This is a genomic window from Candidatus Methylomirabilota bacterium, from assembly GCA_035315345.1.
In the GTDB taxonomy this organism is placed as follows: Bacteria; Methylomirabilota; Methylomirabilia; order Rokubacteriales; family CSP1-6; genus CAMLFJ01.
On sequence record DATFYA010000004.1, the window covers coordinates 19,019 to 40,045 of the forward strand.

The window sequence follows — 21,027 nt, forward strand, 5'->3', positions numbered from 1 at the left end:
TCATGTCGCTAGATTGGGAACTGCAACCAGCCCAAGACGAAAACGCGGGACGTGGTCAGAGACCCCCTCCCACCCCCGCCGGCCGCCCCGCGGCCCCCTGCGCTACCGCTTACCCTGCTTCTCGTCGCGCCGGAGCTTATATTCCACCGAGTCAACGAGCGCCTGCCACGACGCCTCGATGATGTTGTCCGCCACGCCCACGGTCCCCCACGTGTCATTCCCATCTCCGGACGTGACGAGCACGCGCGTCTTGGCCGCGGTGGCCTTGGCCTCATCGAGGATCCGCACCTTGTAGTCGAGCAGCGCCATCTCCCGCAGGTTCGGGTAGAAGTCCTCGAGCGCCTTGCGGAGCGCGTGGTCGAGCGCGTTCACCGGGCCGTTGCCCGCCGCCGCGGTGTGCTCCTCGATGCCCTTCACCCGCAGGCGTACGGTGGCCTCGGCCACCGGCTCGCCGTCGCCCGCATTCTCCTCGACGATCACCCGGTAGCCCTGCAGCTCGAAGTACGGCCGGTGGTTGCCGAGGGCCCGCTCCATCAGCAGCTCGAAGGACGCCTCCGCGCCCTCGAACAGGAAGCCCTCGTCCTCGAGCCGCTTGAGCATCTCGAGGATGCGCCGGGCGTCGGGCGTGTTCTTGTCCAGATCGATCCCGTACTCGCGCGCCTTCCACAACACGTTGGACTGCCCGGCCAGCTCGGAGACGAGCACCCGCCGCTGGTTGCCCACCGCGTCCGGATCCACGTGCTCGTAGGTCTCCGGATGCTTCAGCACCGCGGACACGTGGATGCCCCCCTTGTGGGCGAAGGCCGAGTCGCCCACGTAGGGCTGCGCGGCCCACGGCTTGCGGTTGGCCAGCTCGGAGACCAGGCGCGAGATGTCACGCAGCTCGCGCAGGTTCGCGCTCGGAATGCACTCGAGCCCCATCTTCAGCATGAGGTTCGGGATGATCGAGACGAGATTGGCATTGCCGCAGCGCTCGCCGTACCCGTTGATCGTGCCCTGCACGTGCTCGATGCCCTCCCCCACCGCGGTCAGGGAGTTGGCCACCGCGCACTCGGTGTCGTTGTGCACGTGGATGCCGAGCGGGGTGTCGGCCTTCACCGCCCGGCGGACTTCTCGGATGATGGCGGTGATCTCGTGGGGGAGGCTGCCCCCGTTGGTGTCGCATAGCACGAGGCAGTGGGCCCCCGCCGACTCCGCGGCGAGCAGCGTGCGCATCGCGTACTCCGGGTTGCGCTTGAAGCCGTCGAAGAAGTGCTCGGCGTCGTAGATGACCTCTTCGAAGTGCTTGAGGAGGTAGGCGACCGAGTCCCCGATCATGGCCACGTTCTCCTCGAGCGTGGTGCCCAGCGCCGCGGTCACGTGGAAGTCCCACGCCTTGCCGAAGATCGTGACGACGGGCGGGCCCGCCTCCACCAGCGCCTGGAGATTGCCGTCGTCCTGCGGGCGCACGCCGGGCCGGCGGGTGGCGCCGAACGCGCTGATCTTGGCGGTCTTGAACACCGCGCCCTGCACGCGCTTGAAGAAGCGCAGGTCCTTCGGATTCGAGCCGGGCCAGCCGCCCTCGATGTAGTGGATGCCGAGGGCGTCGAGTCGCTGGGCGATGCGGACCTTGTCCTCCATCGAGAAGGCCACGCCCTCGCCCTGAGTCCCGTCACGGAGGGTGGTGTCGTAGATCTTGATCGCGCGCGATCGGGACGTCACGGCCATGGGGGGCACATCATCCCGCCCCCGCCCGGGAGGTGTCAAGTTATGCTCGGACGGTGATTCCCGCGATCATGGCCGTGGTGGTGCTGGGGGCCGGCATCGTCAAGGGCGCCATCGGCTTCGGCTTTCCCTCCCTGGCGACGCCGCTGTTGAGCCTGGTGACCGACGTGAAGACGGCGGTGGTGGTGCTGATCCTGCCGAACATCATCATGGACGGCATCCAGTTCGTCCGGCGCGGCGCGCCGATGGCCACCGCGCGGCGCTTCGCGACCCTGCTCGTCTCGGGCGCGGCCGGCATGGTGCTCGGCACCCGCGTGCTCACCATGCTGTCGCCGCGCGCGGCCACGTTCACCCTGGGCTTCTTCGTGGTGGCCTTCGTGATCCTCAGCGCCACCGGCCTCTCGCCGAAGGTGCCCGCCCACTGGGAGCGATGGCTCTCGGCGCCCGCCGGCTTCGTGGCCGGCGTGGTCGGCGGCGTGACCAACGCGCCGGCCACGCCGCTGGTCCTCTACTTCCACGCCATCGGCCTCGGCAAGCACGACTTCGTGGCCTCGGTGGCCTTCACCTTCATCTTCTACAAGGCGGTACAGCTCGGCGCGGTCGGCTGGTACGGGCTGCTCACGTGGCCGGTGCTGTGGATCTCGGTCGGGCTGACCGCGGTCGCGCTGGTGGGGTTCGCGGTGGGACTCCGCCTGCAGGATCGCCTCGATCAGCGAACGTTCAACCGCGCGGTGCTGGTCTTCCTGGGCGCCCTCGGCGCCTGGCTCCTCGTGCGCAGTCTCAGATGATCCGCTCGCGCTCACCTGGCGGCGCCCGGCCTCAGGACGGGCGCATCGTGTAGGTCCAGCACTCTCCCTCGAGCAGCGTCACCCCATCCTGGTTGCGGATGGTGGCGCGCAGCTGGCAGACCGGCTTGTCCGGCTTGAGCGCCAGCACTTCCACCTGCGCGGTCAGCGTATCGCCCAGATAGGTCGGGGCCAGGTACTTGAGCGCCTGACTCATGAAGACGGTGCCGGGCCCCGGCAGGTCCATCGCCACCAGCGCGTTCAGCATGCCGGCCGCGATACCGCCCTGGGCGACCAGGCGGCCGAAGCGCGTGCGCGCCGCGAAGTCGGCGTCGAAGTGCAGCGGGTTGCGGTCGCCGGTGAGCCGCGCGTAGAGCTCGACGTCGTCAGCGGTCACGGTCTGGGTGCGTCGCGCGGTCTGTCCCACCTCGAGCCCCAGCGGCCCGACCGGCACGGATCCGGCCTACACGACGCCGGCGGCGCGCAACGCCTCGACGCGCGCCTTCGGCATGCGCAGCAGCCCGGTGAGGATCTCGTCGGTGTGCTGGCCCAGCAGCGGTGGCGCCGCGGTGGCCGCGCCCGGCGTGTCGTGCAGGCGCACCGGCACCCCCATCACGGTGATCGGGCCCGCCTTGGGATGCGGGAGCGAGACCATCATGCCGCGCGCGCGAAGATGCGCGCTCTCGCACACCTCGGCCACGCTCTTGATGCGGCCGGCGGGCACGCCCGCCTTGTCCAGGCGGGCGAGCCATTCGTCGGCCGGGCGCGCGCCCAGGATCTCGTTGAGCAGCGGGACCAGCACCTTGCGATTCGCGACCCGGTTGGCCTCGGTGTCGAAGCGCGGATCGCGGATCAGGTCCTCGCGATCCAGAGCGCGGCAGGTCCGCTCCCACAGCGAGTTGTTGGCGACCCCGAGCGTGAGATACACGTCTTTGGCCTTGAACACCTCGTAGGGCACGATCGAGGGATGCTCGTTGCCCCGCCGCGCCGGACGGCCCCCCGCGTTCCAGTAGAGGCCGGCCTGATAGGTGAGCAGCGAGGCCATCACGTCCAGCATGCCGATCTCGACCTTTTGCCCGGTGCCGGTCCTCTGGCGGCTCAGCAGGGCCAGCGTGATGCCCTGCGCGGCGGCCATGCCCGCGACGAGATCGCCGATCGAGTTGCCCACCTTCACCGGCGGGCCGTCGGGGAAGCCGGTGATGTCCATGACCCCGGACTCGCCCTGCACGATCAGGTCGTAGCCCGGCCGGTGGGCTTCGGGCCCGCTCTCCCCGAAGCCCGAGATCGAGCAGTACACCAGGCGCGGATTCATCTTCCGGAGCGCTTCGTAGCCGAAGCCCAAACGCTCCATCGTGCCGGGCCGGAAATTCTCGAGCACCACGTCGGCGGAGACGAGCAGCCGCCGGAGGATCGCCTGGCCCTCGGGCGCCTTCATGTTGAGGGTGAGGCTCTTCTTGTTGCGATTCACCGAGAGGAAATACGTCGCTTCCCCGCTCACGAAGGGCGGCCAGCCGCGCGTATCGTCGCCCCTGCCGGGCTCCTCGATCTTGATGACCTCGGCGCCCATGTCACCGAGCGACATGGCGCAGAACGGCCCGGCCAGTACGCGGGTGAGATCGATGACGCGCACGCCGTGCAGCGGCGGGCGGGCGGCGGGGCGGCCGGCGGTCTTCGCTCGGCGGGTCGGAGCGGCAGCCTTGCCGGATCGGGCTCTAGTCTTTGCCACGGGGCCTCCTGTTCCACACGCCCTGGACGACGCTCTTGCCGATGGCGGCGACGCGCTCGCCGCGGGCGCCCGCGCGCTTCCAGAACAGGCGCGCCCGGTCGGTGAACCCGATGTGGGAGAAGTAGAGCACGGAATCGACCGCCTCCACCGCGACGTGCGAGCCGATCTTCACACCCTCGGTCGCGGTCCCGTGGCAGAAGAGCCGCGCGCCGCCTTCGAGCTGCACGAGGGCGATGTGCAGCGGGGCTCGAAAGCCCTCGGGCGGCGAGTGCAGGGTGGTGAACGAGACCACCTCCCCGAGCGGCGGCAGCACCGCCGCCTCCATCTTGACCGGATGATCGGGACAGATGCTGGCCGGCGGCACCACGAGGCGCCGGCAGCGGGGACAGCGCGAGGCGCGCAGGTCGGCCATCAGCGGGCGGCCTCGACCAGCGTCACCCAGTTGTTGGTGGCGAGGCCGCCGATGGACTGGGCCAGGCCCACGCGCGCCGGCACCTGCCGGCCCTCCGCGGTGCCGCGCAGCTGCCAGCACAGCTCGACCAGCTGCGAGATGCCGGTGGCGGCCAGCGGATGGCCACGCGCCTTGAGCCCGCCCGACGGATTGACGGGCAGGCGCCCGCCGATCGCGGTCTCACCGTCGAGGGTCGCGCGCCCCGCCTTGCCCGACGGCACGAGCCCGGTGTCCTCGAGCGAGATCAGCTCGAAGGGCGTGAAGGCATCGTGGATCTCGGCCACCTCGACGCGTGCGGCTCCGAAGCCGGCCATGCGGTAGGCCGCCTCCGCCGCGCTCTGGGTGGCGCGGAACGAGGTGAGATCGCTCCGATAGCGCACCGCGATCGAATCCGCCCCCTGCCCGATGCCCGCGATGCGCACCGCGCGCCGCTCGCCGGTCAACACCAGCGCCGCGCCGCCGTCCGAGATCGGGCAGCAGTGGAAGAGGCGCAGGGGGTCGGCCACCACCCGGCTCTCCATCACCGTCTCCAGCGTGACCGGCTCGCGGAAGTGGGCGAACGGGTTGCGGGCGCCGTGCGCGTGGTTCTTCACCGCGACCTGCGAGATCTCCTTCAACGTGAGCCCGCGCCGGTGCATGGCCGCGCGAGTCACCAGCCCGGCGAGCGCCGGCATGGTGGTGCCGTAGCTCTTCTCGTAGGGATCGATCGAGCGGCCGATGATGTCGGAGACCCGCGGCGTCGCGATGTGGGTCATCTTCTCGCCGCCCACCACCAGCACCGAGCGGTGGAAGCCGGCCGCGATCGAGGCATAGGCCGAGTAGACGGCGGCCACGCCGGAGGACGTCGCGGTCTCGACCCGCAGCGCCGGCACGTGCGACAGCCCGATGCGGGTGGCGATCAGCGAGGCGAAGTTGCCCTCGCCGGTGAACTCCTCGGGGTTCATCGCGGCCACCACCAGGCCGTCGGGCCGCTCGATGCCGGCGTCGGTCATGGCGGCCAGGGCCGCCTCCGCCATGAGATCGGGGAGATTCTCGTCGCGCCGGCCGAAGCGGGTCATCCCCGCTCCCGCGATCCACACGTCGCTCACGCATCCATTTCAAACCGGGCCGCGACCGGGTGTCAACGTGTTTGAGCCGGTCGCGCCGACGCCTCCCCGCGTCGCGGTGCCATCGCCGCGGGCGGCACGCGGATCTCGAACTCGCGGATGAGGCGCAGCAGATACGTGCGCTGCAGGCCCAGCGCCCGCGCCGCGCGGGTGCGGTTGCCACCGGACTGGGTGAGCGTGGCCTCGAGCAGGTGCCGCTTGAACTCGGAGACCGCACCGTGGAAGCCGGGCAGCGCCCGGGCGGGCGCGGTGGGCAGCGCCGCGGAGTCGGACAGGCCCTTCGGCATGCGCGGGGCCGAAGACCGGGGAGCGGGCTCGGGAGCGGGCATCAGTAGGGTTGTCATGCGGGCGGAGCTTCGCAAGGCCTGTGCCACGCGGCGACGACGCGGTCGTCGAGCGAGAATCGCCGTCGAGGCGGGCCATGGGCGAGGCGCGGCGCGCCGACATCACGGCTCGTGCACCAGACCGTGTGCAGCCGGGGCGAGCCGTTGCCGTCGCGCGTGGGCACGAGAGACCGCGGACAAAAAAGAGGGGCCCGCGTGAGCGGGCCCCGATGACTCGAGCGGGCGTCGGCGGCGCTAGGCCTTGGTGGCCGGCTTGACGCCCGGATTGTCCTTGAAGAACTGCTTGTTCAGCTCGATGAAATTCTTCCAGTTGGCCGGTGTCTCGTCCTCCGCGAAGATCGCCTTCACCGGGCAGACCGGCTCGCACGCCCCACAGTCGATGCACTCATCGGGATGGATGTAGAGCATGGTCTCGCCCTCGTAGATGCAATCCACGGGGCAGACCTCGACGCAGGCCTTGTCCTTCACGTTGATGCAGGGCTCAGCGATGATATACGCCATTCCGGCCTCCTGTTAACCGGTCACCCGGGAAAAACCGCCTTCAAACCCACATACTTGTATCAACTCGCCCTGGGACGTGTCAAGGCGTTTGACCCGTCGTTAGAGCGTGCGAAGCTTGGGATCGAGCGCGTCGCGGAGCGAGTCGCCGAAGAGATTGAACGCGAACACGGCGAGGCTGATCGCCACTCCCGGAAAGAGGGCCATCCAGGGCGCGGACTCCGCGAAATCGACGGCCGCCCCGCGCAGCATCAGGCCCCACGCGGGCGTCGGCTCCTGCACGCCCAGCCCCAGGAACGACAGCGACGCCTCGGCCAGGATGGCCTGGCTCAGGAACGCGGTGAGCATGATGAGATACGAGGCGACCACGTTCGGCAGCATGTGACGCATGATGATCCGCGCGTGACCGAAGCCGGCGGCGCGGGCCGCGTCGACGTACGGCATCTCGCGGATGGTGAGCGCCGAGGAGCGAATCACGAGCGCGGCGCGCGGGATCATCGGGATCGTGATCGCCATGATCACGTTCGGGATGCTGTTGCCGAGGATGGCCACCAGGGCCAGCGCCAGGATGATGAGCGGAAACGAGAGGAAGATGTCCATCAGGCGTTGCAGGTACAGGTCCACCAGCCCGCCGAAGTACGCGCTGCCCACGCCCAGGATGGCCCCGAAGGTGGCGCCCAGCATCGCGGCCCCGAAGCCGACGAGCAGCGCGGTGCGCGACCCGTAGATGAGGCGCGAGAGCACGTCACGGCCGAAGGCGTCGGTGCCCAGCCAGTGCGCGGCGCTGGGGGCGGCCAGCATGGCCCCGAAGTCCACCGCCACCGGATCGTAGGGCGCGAGCACCCCCGCGAACACCGCGAGGATCAGCATGAGCAGCACCACCGCCGCTCCCACCGCCCCGAGCGTCCGGTGCCGCGCGAAATCGCGGATGGCGGCCCACCACGCGGCGCCGGCGGAGGGCTCGCTCGCTTCGGCCGCGATCAGGTCGATCGGAGTGTTGATGGCCATGGATTTGTCCGGTTTAGCGGTACCGAATCCGCGGGTCGATCCAGGCGTACATGACGTCCATCACGAAGTTCGCGAAGATGAAGATGCCGGCCACCAGCATCACCAGCGCCTGGATCAGCGTGTAGTCGCGATGGGCCACCGCCTGGACGAAGAGCAGCCCGATCCCGTTCAGGTTGAAGACCTGCTCGGTGACCACGAGGCCGCCGATCAGGAACGCGAACTCGAGCGCGATCACCGTCAACACCGGCAGCATCGCGTTCTTCAGCGCGTGGCGGACGAGGATGAGCCGCTGCGCGAGGCCCTTGGCCCGCGCGGTGCGCACGTAGTCCTCGCGCAGCACCTCCAGCATGGCGGAGCGGGTCATGCGAGTGGCCACCGCCGAGTAGCGATAGCCCACCGCGAGGGCAGGCCAGATGAGCTGCTGGAGGTTCTGCCACGGGCTCACCCAGAACGGGGTATAGACCATCGGGGGCAGCCACTTGAACACGATGAGGAACGTCAGGATGAACAGGATGCCCAGCCAGAAGGAGGGGCAGGCCAGCCCCGCGATCGAGAAGACGCGGACCGCGTAGTCCACCCAGGTGTCCTGCTTGAGGGCGGCGAGGATCCCGAGGGGCACCGCGAGCAGCACCGCCACCACCGTCGACATGATCGCCACCTGCAGGGACAGCGCGAAGCGCAGCTTGATCTCCTGCCAGATGGAGGCGCCCGTCCACATCGAGGTGCCGAAGTCGAGCCGGGCCACCCCGGTCATCCAGGTCACGAACTGCTTCCAGATCGGCTGGTCGAGCCCGAACCGCGCGCGCTCCGCGTCGATGGCGGCCTGGGACGCGGCGCCCCGGTCCCCGGCCAGCCGCAGCTCCACCACGTCACCCGGGATGACCCGGATGAGGATGAAGGTGACGACCGCCACCCCCACGATGGTGGGGAACATGAGCAGGAAGCGCTTGATCAGGTATTTCCACATGGGGGTGCAGGCGGGCCCGCGCCGGAGGGCGTCCGGCGCGGGCCCGCGGAGATCTCCCCTACTCCGACAGCCAGACCGTGTCGAGCATGTTGTTCAGATAGTGGCTGGGCGTGATCGTCCAGCCGTGGACCTTCGAGTTGTGCGGGATGATCCGGTGCCACTGCAGCGTGTAGATGACGTGCGTCTCCTCGTCGAGGAGCCGCTTCTCGAGCTGGCGGATGATCTTCTTGCGGTCCTCGATGTCGCCGGCCCGCGCCTGCTTCTGGTACAGCTCGTCGATCATCTTGTCCTTGTGCTTGCCGTAGTTGGCGTCCGACGTGCTGATGAAGCGCGCCAGGTCCAGGTCCGGCTCCACGATGAAGCCGCACTGGAAGTCCATCGCGACATCGAAGTCGCCCCGCTTCAGCATCGGGTGATACGCGGAGGCCTCGATGGTCTCGATCTTCACGTTGAGCCCGATCTGCCGCCACTGGTCCACGAGCCAGATGCCGACGGGCTCGTAGGGATGCGGGATGCCGCGATTCTTGAAGGTGAACGAGAAGCCGTCGGGGACGCCGGCCTCCTTCAGCAGCCGTTTGGCCTCGGCCCGGTTCGCGTTGATGTCGTGACCGTAGCCGGCGAGCTTCTCCAGCTCGGCGGGCGGCGTCGCGTAGGGCGTGCCCGGCACCTGGATGCCGCCCACGTCCTTCACGATGGTGATCTTGGAGAGCTTCTGCGAGGCCTCGTAGCGGTCGAGGGCCAGCGACAGGGCGCGGCGCACGCGCTTGTCGTCGAACGGCTTCTTCTCGTGGTGCATCGAGACGAAGTTCAGGCAGTCCCACGGGCTCTCCTGCACCGTGATCTTGTTGCCGAGCGCGGAGACCAGCTGGTCACGCTCCGGCGGGCTGAACCCGCGGAACTGGATGTGCGCCCGCTCCCCGCGGATGGCCGCCACCTGCGCGGCCGACGAGCTGATGAACATGGCCCGGTACCCGTCCAGATACGGCTTGCCCTTGTCCCAGTAGTTGGGGTTCTTCTTGCCCACCCAGTGCGAGCCCTTGACGTGCTCGACGAAGGTGAAGGGCCCGGTGCCCATGATGTTCTTCTCGTACCAGTGCATGTCCTTGGCGAGGATGTCCGCCTTGTAGATCCAGTTCCACGGCGAGCAGAGATTCAGGAGCAGCGAGGCCTCGGGATACTTCAGCCGGAAGCGCACCGTGTAGGGGTCCGGCGCCTCCACCACCTCGATCGACCGGTACGACTCCTTGCGGAGCGACTTCACGCCGGCGGGCGGGAAGATGATCTTGTCGTAGGAGGCCTTCACGTCCTTCGACGTCATCTCGGTGCCGTCGTGGAACTTCACGCCCTGCCGCAGCTTGAAGGTGTAGACCAGCCCGTCCTTGGAGATCGTCCACGACTCGGCGAGATCGCCGACCGGCTTGGTGCCGGTCTTGTCGAACGGATCGACCCGCATGAGCAGGTTGTAGTGCGGCGCGATCGGATGGATCACGCCGAACGTCTCCTCGGCGTGCGCGTCGTAGGAGGGCGGCTCCGACGGCACCACGTAGAGCAGCTCTCCCCCGGAGCGCGGCTTGTCCTGTGCCACGGCCGATAGGGGCCAGCTGGTCAGACCAAGAACCACGACGAGGATCGTCGGGATCAACCATTTAGTGCCAGGGCGCATGGACCACCTCCGCGCTGAGATTCTGCGAGACGGCTATGTGAGGATTCAATCCGTCAGGGCAAGCCAGGGTTCCCACTGATTTTCGCTAATTTAGCGGCACCCCACCCCCGTGTCAAGGTGCCCCCGGGAACCTATACTCGGATACAGGCCGCGTAATGGTCGGGCTTGATCTCCCGCAAGGCGGGGACCGTGGTCCGACATTCGGCCACCGCGATCGGGCAGCGCGGATGGAACACGCAGCCCGACGGCGGATTGAGCGGGCTCGGCACCTCTCCGCCCAGGACCACGTGCTCCCGCTTGGCCTCCACCGCGGGGTCCGGGATGGGCACCGCCGAGAGCAGGGCCTTCGTGTAGGGGTGCTGAGGATCCTCGTAGAGCGACTTGCGGTCGGTGATCTCGACGATCTTGCCCAGGTACATGACCGCGACCCGGTCCGAGATGTGGCGGACGACCGAGAGGTCGTGGGCCACGAACAGGTAGGTCAGCCCGAACTCGGCCTGGAGCTCCTCCAGCAGATTGATGATCTGCGCCTGGATCGACACGTCCAGCGCGGAGACCGGCTCGTCGCAGATGATCAGGCTCGGCTCCATGGCCAGCGCCCGGGCGATCCCGACCCGCTGGCGCTGCCCGCCGGACAGCTCGTGGGGGTAGCGCCGCGCCATCATCGGCAGCAGGCCCGCGTGACGCAGCAGCTCCTGCACGCGCGCGGCCCGGGCGGCGCGATCCGGCACGATGCCGTGCACGCTGAGTGGCTCCGCGATGATCTGCCCCACCGTCATGCGCGGGTTGAGCGAGCTGTACGGGTCCTGGAAGATGACCTGCATCCGCCGGCGCAGGCCGCGGAGCTCCGACTCGGACAGGGTGGCCAGGTTGCGGCCCTCGAAGATCACGTCGCCGCTGGTGGGCTGCTCGAGCCGGAGGATGGTCCGGCCGGTGGTGGTCTTGCCGCAGCCCGATTCGCCGACGAGACCGAGCGTCTCGCCGCGATGAATCGTGAAGCTCACCCCGTCGACGGCCTTCACGGTCCCGGCGGCGCCGCCGAAGAGGCCCCCGCCCACCTGGAAATGTTTGACCAGGTTCCTGACTTCTAGAATCGGCTGCGGCGTCCGATTCACCGGGGTCGCCATCTAGGCGCTGGCGGCCGCGGCGGCGGTGGGGAGGTCGCGGGCGAGCCAGCAGGCGGAGACGTGGTCGGGGGTGACGGGATCGAGCGGCGGCGTCTCGTGGCGGCAGCGCTCGATCACGTAGGCGCAGCGGGGGGCGAACGAGCAGCCCGCGGGCAGGCGGGAGAGATCGGGCGGCTGTCCGCTGATCGGCTGCAGCTTGGCCCGGCGCGGCTCGTCCAGACGCGGCACCGAGCGCAGGAGCCCGAGCGTGTACGGATGGCGCGGGTTGGCGTAGAGCTCGCGGGCGGTGGCCCGCTCCACGATCTTGCCCGCGTACATCACGTTGACCCGGTCCGCGTAGCGCGCCACCACGCCCAGGTTGTGGGTGATCATCAGGATTGCCACCCCGAGCCGCCGGGAGAGGCTCTTCATCAGCTCCAGGATCTGGGCCTGGATCGTCACGTCCAGCGCGGTGGTGGGCTCGTCGGCCAGGATCAGCGCCGGGTTGCAGGCCAGCGCCATCGCGATCATGATCCGCTGCCGCATGCCGCCGCTGAACTGGTGCGGGAACTGTCGCAGCCGGCGCGCGCCATCGGGGATGCCGACCAGCGACAGCAGCTCGACCGCCCGCGCCTGGGACTCGGCGCGATTCATGTTGAGGTGGACCTCGAGCGGCTCGGTGAGCTGTCGGCCGACGGTGAGGACCGGATTCAGCGAGGTCATCGGCTCCTGGAAGATCATCCCGATCTCCCGGCCGCGCACCTGACGCATCTCCTCCTCGCTGAGCGCGAGCAGGTTGCGGCCCTTGAACAGGATCTCACCGGCCTCGATACGCCCGGCCGGACGCGACACCAGGCGCATCACCGAGAGCGCGCTCACCGACTTGCCGCAGCCTGACTCCCCCACGAGAGCGACCGTCTCGCCCTTGCGGACGTCCCAGGACACCCCGTCCACCGCGCGGATCACGCCGCCCGAGGTGTGGAAGTGGGTGCGGAGACCCCGAACGTCGAGGAGGACCTCCATCAGTCGGGCAGTCTAACACACCGCCTGGGGGTGATCCCGCCCCGAGGCGGGCTAGCGCGTGCGCCCCGGGCCCTGCTGCTCCACCCCGGGCAGCGCGATCCTGAACGTGTCGCAGTCGTTGATCCGGCCGGTCTCGAGGCCGCGGCGGAACCAGCCGGCGCGCTGCTTGGCCGAGCCGTGGGTCCAGCTCTCCGGGCTCACCCGGCCCCCCATCTGCTTCTGGATCCGATCGTCGCCGACCGCGGACGCGGCGGCCAGACCCTCCTCGACGTCGCCTTCCTCGAGGAGCCGGCGCTCGTTGGTCGAGTGGGCCCAGACGCCGGCCAGGCAATCGGCCTGCAGCTCGAGCCGCACCGACAGCGCGTTGGCCTGCTGCCGGTTGCCGCCGCTCTGGGCGTCGTGCACCTTGTCGGAGATGCCCAGCAGGTGCTGGACGTGATGGCCCACCTCGTGGGCGAGCACGTAGGCCTGGGCGAAGTCGCCGGGCGCCCCGAAGCGACTGCGCAGCTCGTTGTAGAAGCCGAGGTCGATGTAGACCTTGCTGTCGGCCGGGCAGTAGAAGGGGCCCGCCGCCGACTCCGCGAAGCCGCAGCCCGAGCGGGTGGCGTCGGTGAACAGCACGAGGCGCGCCCGCTGGTACTCCCGTCCCGCCTTGGCGAACTCGCGGGTCCACGTGTTCTGCACGTCGTCGAGGACGAACGAGATGAAGTCGGCGACCTGCTCCTCGGCCGGAGTGCCCTTGCGGCCGGCCGGCGCGCCGCCAGGGCCGGGCGCCACCTCCGGGCCGGTCGATACCTCACCGCCCTGATCCACCAGCGCGAAGAAGTTCTGACCGAACACCAGGCTCAGCACCAGCAGGATCAGCACCCCGCCGATGCCCAGCCCGCCTCCCACGCGCATGCCCATGCCGGACGATGCACCACGACGATCCTCGATGTCGGAGCTGCGATCCCCTCGCGTCCAGCGCATGGTCGCTCCTCTCAGGCCCCCGCGGGCGCGCAGGAGGTCACCCCGAGCTCGGCGATGACCTCCGTGATGGCTCGGAGCACCCCGCGCATCTCGGCCTCGCCGAGCGCGCCGATGCAGCCGATGCGGAAGCTGTCGGCCACCGTGAGCTTGCCCGGGTAGATCAGGAAGCCCCGCTGGCCGAGGCGCTCGTAGAACGTCTCGAAGTGGAATCTGGGATCGGCCGGCATGCGCACCGTCACGATGATCGGCGCCTGCAGCCGGTCCGGCAGCAAGGTCTCGAAGCCGAGGCCGCGAAGGCCGGCCACGAGCAGCGCGCAGTTGCCGCGATAGCGGCGGCCGCGGCCCTCGACGCCGCCCTCGGCTGCGTGCTGCTCGAGGGCGGCGTCGAGGGCCGCGATCACGTGGGTGGGCGGGGTGAAGCGCCACTGCCCGTTCTTCTCCATCGCGATCCACTGGTCGTGGAGATCGAGGCTCAGCGACGGCGCCTGCCCCCGCGCCTCCTCCAGCGCCTCCCGGCGCACGATGGCGAAGCCCAGCCCCGGCGCGCCCTCGAGGCACTTGTTGGCCGAGGCCACCACCGCGTCGAAGGCGATCCGCCGCGCGTCGAGCGGCAGCGCGCCGAAGGCGCTCATCGCGTCGATGAGCAGGCGCCGGCCCGCCCGAGCGGTCACCGCCGCGATCTCCTCGACCGGGTTCAGCACGCCCGAGGTCGTCTCGCACTGCACCACCGCGACGTGGCTGATCGCCGGATCGCGGGCGAGCCTCGCCTCGAGCGCGGTCGGATCGGCCGGCTGGTCCTCCGCGGTCTCCACCGCCTCGCAGGCGCGGCGGTAGTACTCGCACATGCGGACGATCCGACGACCGTAGGCCCCGTTGACCAGCACGAGCAGCTTGCCGCGCGGCGGCAGCAACGTGCCGATCATGGCCTCGACGATGAACGTCCCGCTGCCCTGCAGCGGGACGCAGACGTGGCTGCCGTCACCGTGCACCAGCTCGAGCAGCCGTCGGCGCACCCGCGCGTTCATGGCGACGAACGCCCCGTCCCGGGAGCCCCAGTCGCGGAGCATGGCCTCCTTGGTGGCCCGCGACGTGGTGAGCGGTCCCGGCGTCAGCAGAAACGGCTCGCGCGGCTGGTCGTCCATGTCGCGTGTCCCTCCCTAGCTCCGGATCCGCAGCCCGCTCGGGTCGTAGGGGGCGGCGAGCCCGGCTCGGGCCGAGACGCGCTCGCCCGCGATGTCCAGCGCGAAGCGCCCGCCGTCGATGTACGGCTGATCGATCGGCCCGGAGTGGCGCACGTAGCCCATCGCCACCCCGCGTCCCAGCGTGTGGCCGAAGCCGGCCGAGGTCACCGTGCCCACCACCCGGCCCTCGCGCAGGATCGGCTCGTCGCCCCACGGGAGGGCCGCCGGGTCCTCCAGCACGAAGGTGAGCAGGCGCTTGGTGGGCGGCTCGTCGCGGCGGCGCCGCAGTGCCTCCTGGCCGAGGAACGGCGCCGCCTTGTCCAGCCGCACCGCGAAGCCCAGCCCGGCCTCCCACGGCGTATCCTCGATCGTGACCTCCCGGCCCCACGCCCGGTAGGCCTTCTCGAGCCTCAGCGTCTCCATCGCATAGTAGCCGGCGTCGCGCAGCCCCACGTCGCGTCCGGCCTCATGGAGTGCATCGTACACGTCCCGCGCGGACGCGGCCGGAATGTACAGCTCCCACCCGAGCTCGCCCACATAGGTGATTCGCGAGGCGCGCAGGCTCGCGCGGCCGATCGCGATCTCACGGGAGGCGCCGAAGGGGAACGCGCGGTTGGCGAGGTCGGCGCCGCTCACGCGGGCCAGCAGATCGCGCGAGCGCGGCCCCATGAGGCCCAGCACCGCGAAGGCGTCGGTGACGTCGGTGACGGTGGCCCGCGCCCCCGCGGGCAGGTGCCGGCGGATCCAGTCCAGGTCGCGAGTCGCCTGGCCCGCGCCGGTGACGACGAGATACGCGTCGGCGGCGAGCCGAGTCACGGTCAGGTCGCTCTCGAAGCCACCCTGCTCGTTGAGCATCGCGGTGTAGACGATGCGGCCGGGCGCGATCGCCACGTCGTTGGCGCAGAGCCGCTGCAGCGCCGCCTCCGCGTCCGCGCCGTCGACGCGGAACTTCGCGAACGACGTCTGGTCGAAGAGGGCCACCGCCTCGCGGGCCGCGCGGTGCTCCGCGGCCGAGTAGTCGAACCAGTTCTGCCGGCCGAAGGAGTACACCGGCGTCGGATCCACCCCCGCGGGGGCGAACCAGTTCGCCCGCTCCCAGCCCATCTTGGCCCCGAAGGAGGCGCCACGCTCGCCCAGCCGGTCGTGCAGCGGCGAGCGCCTCAGCCCGCGGCCGCTGGTCAGCTCGCGATTCGGGAACGCGATGTGGTAGTGCACGCCGACGATCTCGCTGACCCGCTCGCGCAGGAAGCGCCGGTCGGCGTGGAACGGAGCGAAGCGGCGGATATCGGCCGGCCACAGATCCATCGGCGGCCGATCTCCCACGATCCACTCGGCCAGCGCCCGGCCGGCCCCGCCCGCCGCCGCGATGCCGCCCGAGGAGAAGCCGGCGCCCACGTAGTAGCGGCGCACCTCGGGCGCCTCGCCCATGATGAAGTAGTTGTCCGGCGTGAACGACTCGGGCCCGTTCAGGAAGGTGCGGACCTCCGCGCGCTCGAGCGCGGGCAGGCGCTTGACCGCGTTGGTCATCAGCACCTCGAACTTCTCCCAGTCCTCCTTCAGCGTGGAGAACGAGAAGCCGTCCGGGATGCCGTCGGTGCCCCACGGCTTGGCCCACGGATCGAAGCCGCCCATGAGGAGGCCCTGCACCTCCTCCTTCACGTAGATGTGGCCGTCCGGGTCACGCAGCACCGGCAGGTCCGCGCTCACGCCCGTGATGGGTTGGGTGACGATGTACATGTGCTCGCAGGCGTGCAGCGGGATCGCCACCCCGCTCATGCGCCCGAGCTCGCGGGCCCACATGCCGGCGCAGTTGACCAGGATCTCCGTCGCGATGGGGCCGACCGAGGTCTCGACCCCGGCCACCGCCCCGTTCACCACCTTCACGCCGGTGACCTTGACGCCTTCCAGGAGCCGCGCGCCACCCGCCCGGGCGCCGCGCGCCAGGGCCTGGGTGACGTCGGCGGGATTGGCCTTGCCGTCGCCCGGAATCCACACCGCGCCGACGAGATCCTCGGTCCGCATCAGCGGATAGCGGGCCGCCGCGTCCTCGAGGCCGATGACGTGGGCCTCGACCCCGAAGGCGTTGGCCATCGCGGCGTTGCGCTTGAGCTGCACCATGCGCTCCGCGGTGCGCGCCACGCTGATGCTACCGCACCGCTTCCAGCCGGTGGACTGGCCGGTCTCGGCCTCGAGCCCGGTGTAGAGGTCCACGCTGTAGCGGATGAGCCGCGTGAGATTGATCGAGGAGCGCAGCTGGCCGACCAGCCCCGCCGCGTGCCACGTCGTGCCGCAGGAGAGCGTACCCTGCTCCAGCAGCGCCACGTCACGCCAGCCGAGCTTCGTCAGGTGATACGCGACGCTGTTGCCGACGATTCCGCCGCCGACGATGACGACGCGGGCGTGGGTGGGGAAAGGCGGGCTGAGGGCGGACATTCGTCTAGTTCTTCAGGCTCTTCAGCTGCGGGGGCCCGGACATGGCCCCCGCACTCCCCCATTCGGCGGACACCCCATTGCTTGAGGCTTCCGCACTTCCCCGCTCGGCGGACATCCCGTTGCTTGGGGCCGGCGCACGCCACCAGGCCGCGGACATCGCGTTCGCCTAGGTGGCGTGGTTCAGGGCGAGGTCGAAGATGTCGAAGTTGCGGAGGCGGCGGTTGGCGGCCCCGCGGGGCGTCGGCCGGTTCAGCAGCAGCGGCACGGTCTGCTCGCTGATCCCGCCATGGGAGCGCAGCGGCACATCCAGGCCCGAGAGGTCGTGGCGGGCCTCGCTGGTGCCGAGCACCACGTGCCGCTCCGACACGGCGACGAGATCGCCCACGCGATCCGGCGGCAGCTCGAACCGGCGGCAGGCCGCGTCGCGGCCGAGGACCAGCTCCATGCCGCCGAGGGCGGCCATCCGCTCCCGGATGCGCTCGCCGTCGGCGCCCTCCGGCAGATAGACGGTGGCGAAGGAGCCGAGCGCCCCGTGATGGACGACGTACGGATCGGTGATGGGCAGGATGACGCGGGCCTTCGCGGCGCCGAGCCACTCGTCGAGATGATCCTGAAGATAGATCACCCGCGGGCGGCCGGCCGCGTCGGTCTTGGCGTTCATGCCGTGGTCGGCGGTGACGGCCAGCGTCGCGCCGAGGCCGGCGAGCTTGGCGAAGTAGCCGTCCATCATGCGGTAGAACTCGTTGGCCTCCGCGGTCCCGGGCGCGTGCTTGTGCTGGACGTAGTCGGTGGTGGAGAGATACATGACGTCCGGGCGCATCGACTCCATCAGCTTCACGCCCGCCGCGAACACGAACTCGGAGAGATCGGCGCTGTAGACCGACGGCAGCGGCATCCCGACCAGGCCCAGGCCGTCTCCGATGCCGTGCTCGGCCATCGTGGTCTCGTTGGCCTTCTCGGCCGAGAAGCAGACGCCGGTCATCTGGTGGCCGAGCAGGCGGCGGAGCTTGTCCTTCGCGGTCACCACCGCCAGGCGCGCGCCCCGGGCCGCGAAGGCGGCGAGGATCGTCCCGCAGCGGAGGTAGCGCGGATCGTTCATCATCACCTCGGCGCCCGCATCGCGATCGAAGAAGTAATTGCCGCAGATGCCGTGCGCGGAGGGCGGCACCCCGGTGACGATCGAGAGGTTGTTGGGATTGGTGAAGCTCGGCACCACGCAATCGGCTAGGCGATCGGTGCCCGAGGGCAGTGCGGCGGCCAGATACGGCATGGCGCCGGCCGCGACGGCCTGCCGCACGTAGTCCGGCTCGGAGCCGTCCACGCACACCACGACCAGCGGGCGGTCCGGCCACGCGTAGGACCGGCCGTTCACGGTGACGGCATCGCGAGTCGTCATAGCCAGCTCCTGCACGGGGCGTGTGAGAGGTGCTGCTCGGCGGCCGGCCGCAGGCCCGAGTAGAGACGGCACACCGCCTCGGCCACGCACGGCCAGCGATGCTCGGCGGCCCAGCGCGCCGCCTGCTGGCCGAGCCGCCGGGCCTCCGGGCTGCCGACGAGACCGGCGATCGCCGCGGCCAGCGCGGCCGGATCGCCCTCCGGTACGAGGCGGCCGGTCACTCCGTCCTGCACGGTGGTGGTGAGCCCGCCCACGCGCGAGGCCACGACCGGGCTGCCGCAGGCCATCGCCTCGAGGGCCACCATGCCGAACGACTCGTAGTACGACGGCATCACGGTGGCGTCGGCCGCGGCGTAGAAGAGCCGCAGCCGCCGCTGGGGCTGCGAGCGGAGGAAGCGCACCCGACGCTCCAGCCCGAGCGCGGTCACCTGCTGTCGCAGGGCCGCGCCGTGCCCGTTCTCCGGCTCGTCCTGGTCGCCCCCGACGATCAGCAGATCGGTGGGGGCCGGCACCGTGACCATCGCCTCCAGCAAGGTCTCGAGACCCTTGATGGGCTGCAGTCGGCCGACATAGAGCAGGAGCGGATCGGGCGGCAGCTCCAGCAGATCCTTGGCCTTGGCCGGATCCATCGGCTGGAAGAGGTCGGTGTCCACTCCGCACGGGATCACCGCGATGCGATCGGTGCGCGCGCGGTAGTACCAGACGAGATGCGCGCGCTCCACCACGTTGGCGGCCACGATGCGGTCGGCGGCGGCCACGATGCGCGCCTCCTCGTCGATCCGCAGCGACGGCTCCATCTCGGCGGGGCTCTGGGCCACCGCGTTCTTGAGCCGGCCGAGGGTGTGGAACATCTGCACGAGCGGCGCGCCCCAGGCCTCGCGCAGCCGCAACCCGGCGACGCCGGAGAGCCAGTAGTGGGAATGGATCAGGTCGTACCGGATGCCGTGCTCACGCGCGAAGGCTTCCACGCCCACCGCGAACTCGTCCAGGTGTCGGTGGACCGCCTCGCGCGGCATCGGCGCCTCCGGGCCCGCGGGCAGGTGCACCACCCGCGCGCCCGGACCCAGCTCGACCACGCGGGGAATCGTCGAATTCTGCGACCGGGTGAAGACGTCGACGTGCACGCCCATGCCGCCCAGCTCGCAGGCGACCTGCCGGACGTAGACGTTCATCCCGCCCGTCTCCTTGCCGCCCAGCGCGGCGAGCGGGCACGTGTGCACCGAGAGCATCGCGACGGAGAGCTTCACGCGGTGACCTTCACGTTGAAGACGTCCTCCGGCGAGGGACCGAAGCCGTACTTGTACGGCTCCTCGCCGCGGAGAAAATCGAAGACGGGAACGCCGCGCTCGATCGCGTCGCGGATGACGTGGGCGAGCAGCACGATGCCGGGCGCGAGCTGCGCCCGCGCCGGATCGAACCCGGAGTTGTAGAGTCCGACGCGGCCCGCGTACTCCAGACACAGGAACGCGGCCACCGGGGCACCCTCGTGCTCGAGGAACCAGAGCCGCGCCCACCCCGCCGCGGCCAGCTGCGCGGTGGCGGAGCGGAAGAAGCGCTCCATTCGCTCGTCCATGAAGCGCGCCTTGCCCACTTTCGAGAGGCGGTGCAGCAGGAGGAACCGGGTCAGGGCCTCGTCCCAGCCCGCGGCCTCGCCGTGCGATCGCGCCGTCGCTCCGGGCAGCTCGCGCTCGAGCCGCCGCATCTTGCGTCGCAGCTCGTGCCGGTCCTTCCCGGACAGGCGCCCCAGGTATTCGTCCCACGTGCCGGGCAGCGCGAGCACCGGACAGCGGTCCTGGCGCTCCACCGAGACGGTGAGCCCGGCGCCGGCGGCGAGCGCGGGCAGGAGCGCGGCGGTGGGCGAGGCGGCGCGAATTCCGTGGAGGTCCCACTCGACCGGCTGGTCGGCACGGTGCTGGAGCAGGGCCTGCCAGACGGCCTCCTCGCGACCGTTGCGGGCGATCACGTCGAGGTAGTCGGAGATGTCGACCCCGCCGATGATCCGCAGGCGGCCCGGTGAGTCCTCGTACAGCGGAAGCAGACCGGCCAGCGTGCCGTCGGTGGAGGTCACGCTCAGGACCTGCCGCGGGCGGTCGGCGGCGAACGCCTGACTCCACTCCGTCTGCCACTGCCAGGTCAGGAAGACCGAGGGCAGGCGGGAGCCGTCGACCAGGTCATTCCACGTCGCCTCGTCGAGCGCGGAGAGGGCGGACAGCACATCGACCTTCATCGGCGCGGGCATGGGCTCAGAGCTCTCCGGAATCGCTCGAGCTGCCCGGATCCATCAGGCCGCCGTCGTCGCCACCGCCGCCGTCGCCCTCGGTCATGGCCTCGTCCATCGCGGCGTCGAGGTCATCGCCGAGATCCTCGCCCATCTCGTGGCCCATCTTCTTGACGAACCGGGCCACGCTCCGGGGGTCGTTCTCGTCGAGGTCTCCATAGCCGGACGGATCGGACAGGGCATCGAGGCGGGCGTCTTCGGACTTCACGGTGGCGAAACGGGACATCAGGCGGGATAGCTGGGCGCTGCCGCACCGTGGACATCGAGGGGCGTCGGCGGCGGCGAAGGTGCGGATGAGCAGGCTGAGGCGCCGCTGGCAGCCCTGGCACTCGTACTCGTAGATCGGCACCCCGTGCTCCCTCGCCCGATTTGGATGCGTCATTCTATCA

At 70.2% G+C, this 21,027-nt stretch carries 20 protein-coding genes; 1 reads left to right on the forward strand and 19 read right to left on the reverse strand.

Features of this window, described 5'->3' with window-relative positions; genetic code table 11:
• Positions 1 to 102: 102 nt before the first annotated feature.
• A complete protein-coding gene (gene cimA / locus VKN16_00580) occupies positions 103 to 1,707 on the reverse strand; it encodes a citramalate synthase (protein ID HME92693.1) in 1,605 nt (534 codons plus the stop codon).
• Positions 1,708 to 1,760: 53 nt separating this feature from the next.
• On the opposite strand from cimA, the gene VKN16_00585 reads away from it, so the two are divergent.
• Complete coding sequence (locus VKN16_00585; protein ID HME92694.1) at positions 1,761 to 2,492, forward strand: sulfite exporter TauE/SafE family protein; 732 nt, start codon at positions 1,761 to 1,763, stop codon at positions 2,490 to 2,492.
• 31 nt (positions 2,493 to 2,523) lie between these two features.
• Here VKN16_00585 and VKN16_00590 read toward each other — a convergent pair whose 3' ends face one another.
• The 18 genes from VKN16_00590 to VKN16_00675 form a co-directional block, all read right to left on the reverse strand.
• Entirely contained in the window at positions 2,524 to 2,943 is a 420-nt protein-coding gene (locus VKN16_00590) for a MaoC family dehydratase (protein HME92695.1), read from the reverse strand.
• A 9-nt stretch (positions 2,944 to 2,952) separates the two neighbouring features.
• Positions 2,953 to 4,215: a CoA transferase gene (locus tag VKN16_00595; protein ID HME92696.1), complete on the reverse strand. Its 1,263-nt coding sequence runs from the start codon at positions 4,213 to 4,215 to the stop codon at positions 2,953 to 2,955.
• Positions 4,202 to 4,627 carry an OB-fold domain-containing protein gene (locus VKN16_00600; protein HME92697.1) on the reverse strand — a complete coding sequence of 142 codons (426 nt, stop codon included), beginning with the start codon at positions 4,625 to 4,627 and terminating at the stop codon, positions 4,202 to 4,204. The genes VKN16_00595 and VKN16_00600 overlap by 14 nt, the downstream gene beginning before the upstream one ends.
• A complete protein-coding gene (locus tag VKN16_00605) occupies positions 4,627 to 5,754 on the reverse strand; it encodes a hypothetical protein (protein HME92698.1) in 1,128 nt (375 codons plus the stop codon). Before VKN16_00605 ends, VKN16_00600 begins: the two co-directional genes overlap by 1 nt.
• A gap of 32 nt (positions 5,755 to 5,786) precedes the next feature.
• Positions 5,787 to 6,059, reverse strand: coding sequence for a helix-turn-helix domain-containing protein (locus tag VKN16_00610; protein HME92699.1), 273 nt, complete (start codon positions 6,057 to 6,059; stop codon positions 5,787 to 5,789).
• A 291-nt stretch (positions 6,060 to 6,350) separates the two neighbouring features.
• Positions 6,351 to 6,617, reverse strand: coding sequence for a ferredoxin (gene fdxA / locus VKN16_00615; GenBank protein ID HME92700.1), 267 nt, complete (start codon positions 6,615 to 6,617; stop codon positions 6,351 to 6,353).
• A gap of 99 nt (positions 6,618 to 6,716) precedes the next feature.
• Positions 6,717 to 7,622, reverse strand: coding sequence for an ABC transporter permease (locus VKN16_00620; protein HME92701.1), 906 nt, complete (start codon positions 7,620 to 7,622; stop codon positions 6,717 to 6,719).
• Between the two features lie 13 nt (positions 7,623 to 7,635).
• Positions 7,636 to 8,589: an ABC transporter permease gene (locus VKN16_00625; protein ID HME92702.1), complete on the reverse strand. Its 954-nt coding sequence runs from the start codon at positions 8,587 to 8,589 to the stop codon at positions 7,636 to 7,638.
• 58 nt (positions 8,590 to 8,647) lie between these two features.
• Complete coding sequence (locus tag VKN16_00630; protein ID HME92703.1) at positions 8,648 to 10,174, reverse strand: ABC transporter substrate-binding protein; 1,527 nt, start codon at positions 10,172 to 10,174, stop codon at positions 8,648 to 8,650.
• Between the two features lie 209 nt (positions 10,175 to 10,383).
• Positions 10,384 to 11,379 (reverse strand): dipeptide ABC transporter ATP-binding protein, encoded by a 996-nt coding sequence (locus tag VKN16_00635; GenBank protein ID HME92704.1) that lies wholly within the window; start codon positions 11,377 to 11,379, stop codon positions 10,384 to 10,386.
• A complete protein-coding gene (locus VKN16_00640) occupies positions 11,380 to 12,381 on the reverse strand; it encodes an ABC transporter ATP-binding protein (GenBank protein HME92705.1) in 1,002 nt (333 codons plus the stop codon).
• A 51-nt stretch (positions 12,382 to 12,432) separates the two neighbouring features.
• Positions 12,433 to 13,350 (reverse strand): neutral zinc metallopeptidase, encoded by a 918-nt coding sequence (locus VKN16_00645; protein HME92706.1) that lies wholly within the window; start codon positions 13,348 to 13,350, stop codon positions 12,433 to 12,435.
• 11 nt (positions 13,351 to 13,361) lie between these two features.
• A complete protein-coding gene (locus VKN16_00650; protein ID HME92707.1) occupies positions 13,362 to 14,492 on the reverse strand; it encodes a 2-aminoethylphosphonate--pyruvate transaminase in 1,131 nt (376 codons plus the stop codon).
• Between the two features lie 15 nt (positions 14,493 to 14,507).
• Complete coding sequence (locus tag VKN16_00655; GenBank protein HME92708.1) at positions 14,508 to 16,964, reverse strand: FAD-dependent oxidoreductase; 2,457 nt, start codon at positions 16,962 to 16,964, stop codon at positions 14,508 to 14,510.
• 166 nt (positions 16,965 to 17,130) lie between these two features.
• Positions 17,131 to 18,360 (reverse strand): phosphonoacetate hydrolase, encoded by a 1,230-nt coding sequence (gene phnA, locus VKN16_00660; protein ID HME92709.1) that lies wholly within the window; start codon positions 18,358 to 18,360, stop codon positions 17,131 to 17,133.
• On the reverse strand, positions 18,357 to 19,607 hold the full coding sequence (locus tag VKN16_00665; GenBank protein ID HME92710.1) for a glycosyltransferase: 1,251 nt from the start codon (positions 19,605 to 19,607) through the stop codon (positions 18,357 to 18,359). The genes phnA and VKN16_00665 overlap by 4 nt, the downstream gene beginning before the upstream one ends.
• On the reverse strand, positions 19,604 to 20,599 hold the full coding sequence (locus tag VKN16_00670) for a GNAT family N-acetyltransferase (protein HME92711.1): 996 nt from the start codon (positions 20,597 to 20,599) through the stop codon (positions 19,604 to 19,606). The genes VKN16_00665 and VKN16_00670 overlap by 4 nt, the downstream gene beginning before the upstream one ends.
• Positions 20,600 to 20,603: 4 nt before the next feature.
• The gene (locus VKN16_00675) at positions 20,604 to 20,987 is read right to left on the reverse strand and encodes a zinc ribbon domain-containing protein (GenBank protein HME92712.1); all 384 of its coding nucleotides are present in this window, start codon (positions 20,985 to 20,987) and stop codon (positions 20,604 to 20,606) included.
• Between the last annotated feature and the right edge of the window lie 40 nt (positions 20,988 to 21,027).